Origin of the sequence: Kitasatospora sp. NPDC058170 (genome assembly GCF_042883905.1) — a bacterium.
GTDB lineage: Bacteria > Actinomycetota > Actinomycetes > Streptomycetales > Streptomycetaceae > Kitasatospora.
On the sequence record NZ_JBHVUV010000019.1, the window covers coordinates 192,411 to 198,477 of the forward strand.

The window sequence follows — 6,067 nt, forward strand, 5'->3', positions numbered from 1 at the left end:
GATGAAATTGTCCGACATACCGCTGGGTTGGGCCGTCACCGGCGTTGCGGCGCTGCTGGTCAGCGCTCTGCTGGTGGCCCTGGCCCGGACGCGGGGATCCTCGCCCTCCGGCGGCGCGGATTCCTGGGAGCGCTCCGAGGAGCGCCGCCGCCGCAAGGAATCCCTGTACGGCGGGGCCTCGTACACGCTGCTGTTCTGCTGCGCCGCCGTCGCGGCCGCGCTCTCCTTCCACGGCCTGGTCGGCTTCGGGGTGCAGAACCTCAGCCTCTCCGGGGGGTGGGAGTACCTGGTGCCGTTCGGCCTGGACGGCGCGGCGATGTTCTGCTCGGTGCTCGCCGTCCGCGAGGCCAGCCACGGCGACGCCGCGCTCGGTTCGCGCCTGCTGGTCTGGCTGTTCGCCGGCGCCTCGGCCTGGTTCAACTGGGTGCACGCCCCGCGCGGCTTCGGCCACGCCGGCGCCCCGCAGTTCTTCGCGGGGATGTCCCTCTCGGCGGCCGTGCTGTTCGACCGGGCGCTCAAGCAGACCCGCCGGGCCGCCCTGCGCGAGCAGGGCCTCGTCCCCCGGCCGCTGCCGCAGATCCGCATCGTCCGCTGGATGCGCGCCCCCCGCGAGACCTACGCGGCCTGGTCGCTGATGCTCCTGGAGGGCGTGCGCAGCCTGGACGAGGCGGTCGACGAGGTCCGCGAGGACAAGCGGGAGAAGGTCGCCGACCGCGAGCGGCGCAGACTCGCCGGCCGGCGCGAGCGGGCCGAGATCCGGGCCATCAACCGGACCAACAGCGTCTGGCGCCAGCGCGGCAGCGCCCGGCAGCTGGAGTCCGGCTCGGAGTCCGCGATAGCCGGTTCCACGGCGGACCGGCCCGCCGTGGAACCCGCCGAGGGCGCGGTCGTGCAGCCCGGCCTGCCGGCCCGTCCGGAGCGGCGCACCATCGACCTCACGATGGAGGAGGACACCGTGGCGCTGCCCCGGCTGGACTCGCTGGAGCGCAAGCTGAAGGACCTGGAGCAGCAGTTCGGCTGAGCGCCGGTCGCCCGGGCGGCCCGGGCGACCGGAACCCTCCGGGCGCTCAGGCCGCCGGCGTGGCGGTGAGCTCGAACCACATCCGCTTGCCCGAGCCCCGCGGCTCCACGCCCCAGCCGTCCGCCAGCGCCTCGACCAGCATCAGCCCGCGCCCGGAGGAGGCCTGCTCCCCCGGGGTCCGGCGGGTCGGCCAGAGGTCCGACTCGTCCTCCACCTCGACCCTCAGCCGGGCCCGGCCGCCGTCGGTCGTCGACTCCCGGTAGAGCCGGGCGGTGAACATGGCGTCCCGGTCGGTGTGCCGGATGGCGTTGGTGACCAGCTCGGAGGCGAGCAGCTCGGCGGTGTCCACCAGCTCGGCGACACCCCAGCGGCGCAGCGCGTCGCGCAGCTCGGCCCGCACCTCGGAGATCCGGGCGAGGTCGGCCTGGCCGATCCGGCGGCGCAGCTGCTGGGCGGCCAGGCCGCCCGCCGGGCCGTCCCAGCGCAGCAGCAGCAGCGCTATGTCGTCCTCGCGCTCGCTGGAGTCCGCGGCCTGGGAGGCGATCCGGTCGGCGAGCTCCTCCAGCGGGTCCCGGCCGCCCTCGTGGCGGGTCTCGGCCGGGCCGGCCAGCACCCGGGTGAGCCGGGCGATGCCGTCGTCGAGGTCCATGCCGCGCGCCTCGACCAGGCCGTCGGTGCAGAGCACCACCGTCTCGCCCGGGTCCAGGCTGAACCGGGTGACCCGGTACTCCTCGTCGGGGGCGATGCCCAGCGGCAGCCCGCCGGCGACCGGCACCACGGCGGCGGTGCCGTCCGCCCGCCGGACCATCGGGTCGAGGTGGCCGGCCCGGACGGCGTAGACCACGCCGTAGTCGACGTTGACCTCGGCGTAGGTACAGGTGGCGAAGTGGTCGGTGTCCAGGTCCGCGAGGAAGCGGGAGGCCCGGGCCATCACCGCGGCCGGCGGGTGGCCCTCGGCCGCGTAGGCGCGCAGCGCGATCCGCAGCTGGCCCATGATCCCGGCGGCGTGCACGTCATGGCCCTGGACGTCGCCGATCACCAGCCCGACGTGCCCGCCGGGCAGCGGGACGACGTCGTACCAGTCGCCGCCGATCTGCAGGCCGGAGCCGGCCGCCAGGTAGCGGACGGCGGTGGTGACCCCGGGGACGGACGGCACGGTGCGCGGCAGCATCACCCGCTGCAGGCCGGCCGCCAGCTCGTGCTCGGCGTCGTGCAGCCGGGCCCGGGCCAGGGACTGCGCGACCAGGCCGCCCAGGGTGGAGAGCAGGGTGCGCTCGTCGGCGTCCAGCTGGCGGTCGTCGTCGAAGCTGACCAGGCAGACGCCGATCGCCCGGCCGCTGGCCACCAGCGGCAGGAAGGCCCAGGAGCTGCGGCCGGTGCGGCTGGTCGGCTCCCACACCTCCGGGTGGCGCTCGCGGAACTCCTCGCGGCTGGGGATGAAGACCGGCGCGCGGTTCTTCAGTGCCTCGGCCGCCGGGTGGGTGGCGGGCAGGACCGAGCGGTCCCAGAACGAGAGCTCCTCCGGCCGGTAGCCGGAGGCGCCGAGGATCTGCACCCGGCCGGCCTCGAAGGCGGCCAGGACCAGGCCGTCCGGCGGCAGGCCGGGCAGCGGCAGCTCGGTGAAGACCCGGGCGACGTCGCGGACGGTGACGGCCTCGGAGAGCGCGCGGGCGGCCTCCTTGATGAACCGGGAGCGCTCCTCGCGCAGCAGGGCCATCCGGTCGGCGCGGTCGCGCTTGTGCAGCTCGACGGTGGCGTCCCAGACGAAGCCGACCATCCGGGAGGCCCGGCCGAAGGCGTCCGCCAGCACCCGGCCGCGGAAGCGCACCGCCTTCATCGTCCCGCCCGGGCCGACCGTCCGGTAGTAGGCACCGCACTGACCGAGCTCGGTCACCGCGCGCTCGACCCGGCGGCGCACCACCGGCGCGTCCTCGGGGTGCAGCAGGGCCAGGAAGGAGGCGGAGGTGCGGTCGAAGCGGCCCTGGTCCAGCCGGTCCAGGCCGACGATGGCGCAGGCCCGCTGGTCGCCCTCCAGCACGTCGCGCCGGATGTCCCAGTCGAAGGAGCCGATGCCGTTGGCGGCCATCGCGGGCTCCAGCCAGTCCGGGGTGGAGTCCCCGGAGGAGACCGGCAGTCCGCCGGAGAGCATCGGCGCCAGCCGGCCGGCGGCCAGCCCGGGCGCCGTCCGCAGCGCGTGCCTGCGCACCGCCTGGGCGGGTGGTCTCCCCCGCCCCGACCCGGCCGTGGACTGGCCGGGAGGAAGCGCCGGCCCCGGTGACTCGGGCTCAGTGGGCATGCTGCTCCTGCCGCTGCCGTGGCGGGCCGCGCCGACCGTCCGGGCGGGCCGCAAGGCGGTGTTTGGGTGGTGCTGGATCGGATGGTGCCGACGGACGGTGGTCAGTCGAGGTGAGGTTTCCCCGCTGCTTCCCGCACGTGGACACACATTCCCACCATCCTGGCCAATGTTCGGCCGAGCGGCAATGGCATCGGCCCGGAAATCTTCCCCCCGGCCTTCCTTTCAGCGTGTCGTTCGGTGGCGAACGACCAATTCACCCCGGGGCGGACCCGAGGTCCGGCGGGGGCGCGGGCTCAGGAGGGGGCGAGCTCGAACCAGGTGACCTTGCCGTCCCCGCGCAGCTGCACCCCCCAGGCGTCCGCCAGCGCCTCGACCAGCAGCAGCCCGCGCCCCGAGGTGGCGTACTCGGCGTCCGGATCGCGGCGGCGGCCCGGCAGCCTGCTGGCGCCGTCCTGGACCTCGATCCGCAGCCTCAGGTCGGCACCGAGCACCGCGTCGAACACCGCGCCGTGATCGGTGTGCAGCAGGGCGTTGGTGACCAGCTCGGAGGAGAGCAGCTCGGCCGTGTCGGACAGCTCGGGCACCCCCCAGTGGCTCAGCGCCGAGCGGAGCCGCCGACGCACGGCACCCACCGCGACCAGGTCGGCCGGGTCCAGCGCCAGGTGCAGTCTGCGGTGCAGGGCGCAGCCCGGCGCCGGTGCGCCCGGCAGCGACCCGCCGGGGGCGCCCTCCGCACCGGCGACACCGGCCGCGCCCGCCGCGCCACCCTGGGCCCTGGGTCGGAATGCGTCCCCCGAACTCGTCCGCTGCCGCGGGAATCGCGCCTGACCGTCCATCAACACATGCCCCCGCCCTCGATCCGGGCACCCGCCACGGATCCCCCGCCGGCCGGGCAGCCCCCTCGTTCTGACCACTCATCCTCATGCCCAGCTGACAGCGTTTGCAACAGTGTGCGTGCGATCACCAGAGGTGAAAGGGGCACGGGACGGCCCGCGTGATCCAACTGCCCGCGCCGGACAGGTTTGCGATGCGTACGGGCCCTTTCGAGCCTTGTCCGCTCCCCCGTCCCTCCACCGCCCCGCCCCAGCGGCCCCACCGCCCCCAACGGGCCCAACAGGCCCCGACGGCCCCCGCAGACCTCTGCGGCCCCCGGCGAGCCCCGCCGGACCAAGGCGGACCCCGGCAGACCCCCGGCAGACCCCCGGCGGACCCGGGCGGGGCATCCGGCGAGCGGAACGCCACCATGCGGGCAACGCTGGACAGGGCGGCCGGGTCCGGGTTCAATGGCCCGAGATGTTTGAACGCCGTTCTAACTTCACCACCCTCCCCCTCACCCCGGCGACCGCGAGCGAGGAACCGTGCGACTGACCCCCACCGAGCGGGACCGGCTGCTGATCTTCACAGCAGCCGAGCTGGCCCGCGCCCGCCGCGCCCGGGGCGTACGCCTCAACATCCCCGAGGCGCACGCCCTGATCGCGGACACCGTGTGCGAGGCCGCCCGCGACGGCCGGCGCCTCGCCGAGGCCATCGAGGCCGGCCGCAGCGTGCTGACCGCCGACGACGTCCTGCCCGGCGTGCCGGACGTGGTCACCGTCGTCCAGGTCGAGGCGGTCTTCGACGACGGCACCCGGCTGGCCGTGGTCAACGACCCCTTCAAGGGCGCCGGCTCGCTCGGTGACGACGCCCCCGGGGGCGCGCTGATCGGCGACGGCAAGGGCTACGACCCGATCGAGGAGACGGTCGTCCTGCTCGTCCACAACACCTCCGAGGTACCGATCTCGGTCACCTCGCACTTCCACTTCTTCGAGTCCAACCCCCGGCTGGCCTTCGACCGGGCCGCCGCCTACGGCACCCACCTGGCGGTCCCGGCCGGCTCCTCGGTGCGCTTCGACCCCGGCGCCACCGTCGAGGTCGGCCTCGTCCCGATCGCCGGCGAGCGCGTCGCGATCGGCTTCGCCGGCCTGGTGGACGGCCCGCTGGACGCGCCCGGCGCCAAGGAGGCCGCGCTGGCCAAGGCCCGCGCGACCGGCTACCTGACCGACTTCGACGACGCCGAGGTGGAGTCATGAGCGAGCGACGGGAGTGCCGCCGGCCGAAGGCCGGGGGAGAGCAGTTGACCATGACCGCCACCCGGACCCGGTCCGGCAAGCGAAGCGAGGCCGGGGCATGACCTCCATCACCCCCCACGACTACATCGCCGTGCACGGCCCGCGGGCCGGCGACCGGATCCGGCTGGGCGACAGCGGGCTGATCGTCCGGGTCGAGTCGGACTCGCAGACGCCGGGCGAGGAGTTCCTGGCCGGTTTCGGCAAGACCGCCCGCGACGGCCTGCACCTCAAGGCGGCCGCCGTCCGCGACACCTGCGACGTGGTGATCAGCAACGTGCTGGTGATCGACGCCGTCCAGGGCATCCGGAAGACCTCGATCGGCCTGATCGACGGCCGGATCGCCTCGATCGGCCGGGCCGGCAACCCGGACACCCTGGACGGCGTGGACGTGGTCGTCGGCACCGGCACCACCATCGTCTCCGGCGAGGGCATGATCGCCACCGCCGGCGCGATCGACACCCACGTCCACCTGCTCTCGCCGCGGATCATGGAGGCCTCGCTGGCCTCCGGCGTCACCACGATCATCGGCCAGGAGTTCGGCCCGGTCTGGGGGGTGGGGGTCAACTCGCCGTGGGCGCTGCGGCACGCCTTCAACGCCTTCGACGCCTGGCCGGTCAACATCGGCTTCCTCGGCCGCGGCTC

Annotated in this window: 4 protein-coding genes and 1 pseudogene; 3 read left to right on the forward strand and 2 right to left on the reverse strand. The window is 74.8% G+C overall.

Annotated elements, in window-relative coordinates; genetic code table 11:
* Position 1 precedes the first annotated feature (1 nt).
* A complete protein-coding gene (locus ACFVVX_RS22555; protein ID WP_387948258.1) occupies positions 2–1,021 on the forward strand; it encodes a DUF2637 domain-containing protein in 1,020 nt (339 codons plus the stop codon).
* Between the two features lie 46 nt (positions 1,022–1,067).
* Here ACFVVX_RS22555 and ACFVVX_RS22560 read toward each other — a convergent pair whose 3' ends face one another.
* Together ACFVVX_RS22560 and ACFVVX_RS22565 are read right to left on the reverse strand one after the other, a co-directional pair.
* Positions 1,068–3,317, reverse strand: a complete 2,250-nt coding sequence (locus ACFVVX_RS22560) for a SpoIIE family protein phosphatase (protein WP_387948260.1) — start codon at positions 3,315–3,317, stop codon at positions 1,068–1,070.
* Positions 3,318–3,610: 293 nt separating this feature from the next.
* Positions 3,611–4,153: an ATP-binding protein gene (locus ACFVVX_RS22565; protein ID WP_387948262.1), complete on the reverse strand. Its 543-nt coding sequence runs from the start codon at positions 4,151–4,153 to the stop codon at positions 3,611–3,613.
* A gap of 522 nt (positions 4,154–4,675) precedes the next feature.
* Between ACFVVX_RS22565 and ACFVVX_RS22570 the strand changes: the two genes are divergently transcribed.
* Positions 4,676–5,386, forward strand: coding sequence for an urease subunit gamma (locus ACFVVX_RS22570; RefSeq protein WP_387948264.1), 711 nt, complete (start codon positions 4,676–4,678; stop codon positions 5,384–5,386).
* 97 nt (positions 5,387–5,483) lie between these two features.
* A pseudogene (locus tag ACFVVX_RS22575) lies at positions 5,484–6,067 on the forward strand (urease subunit alpha); the annotation flags it as partial.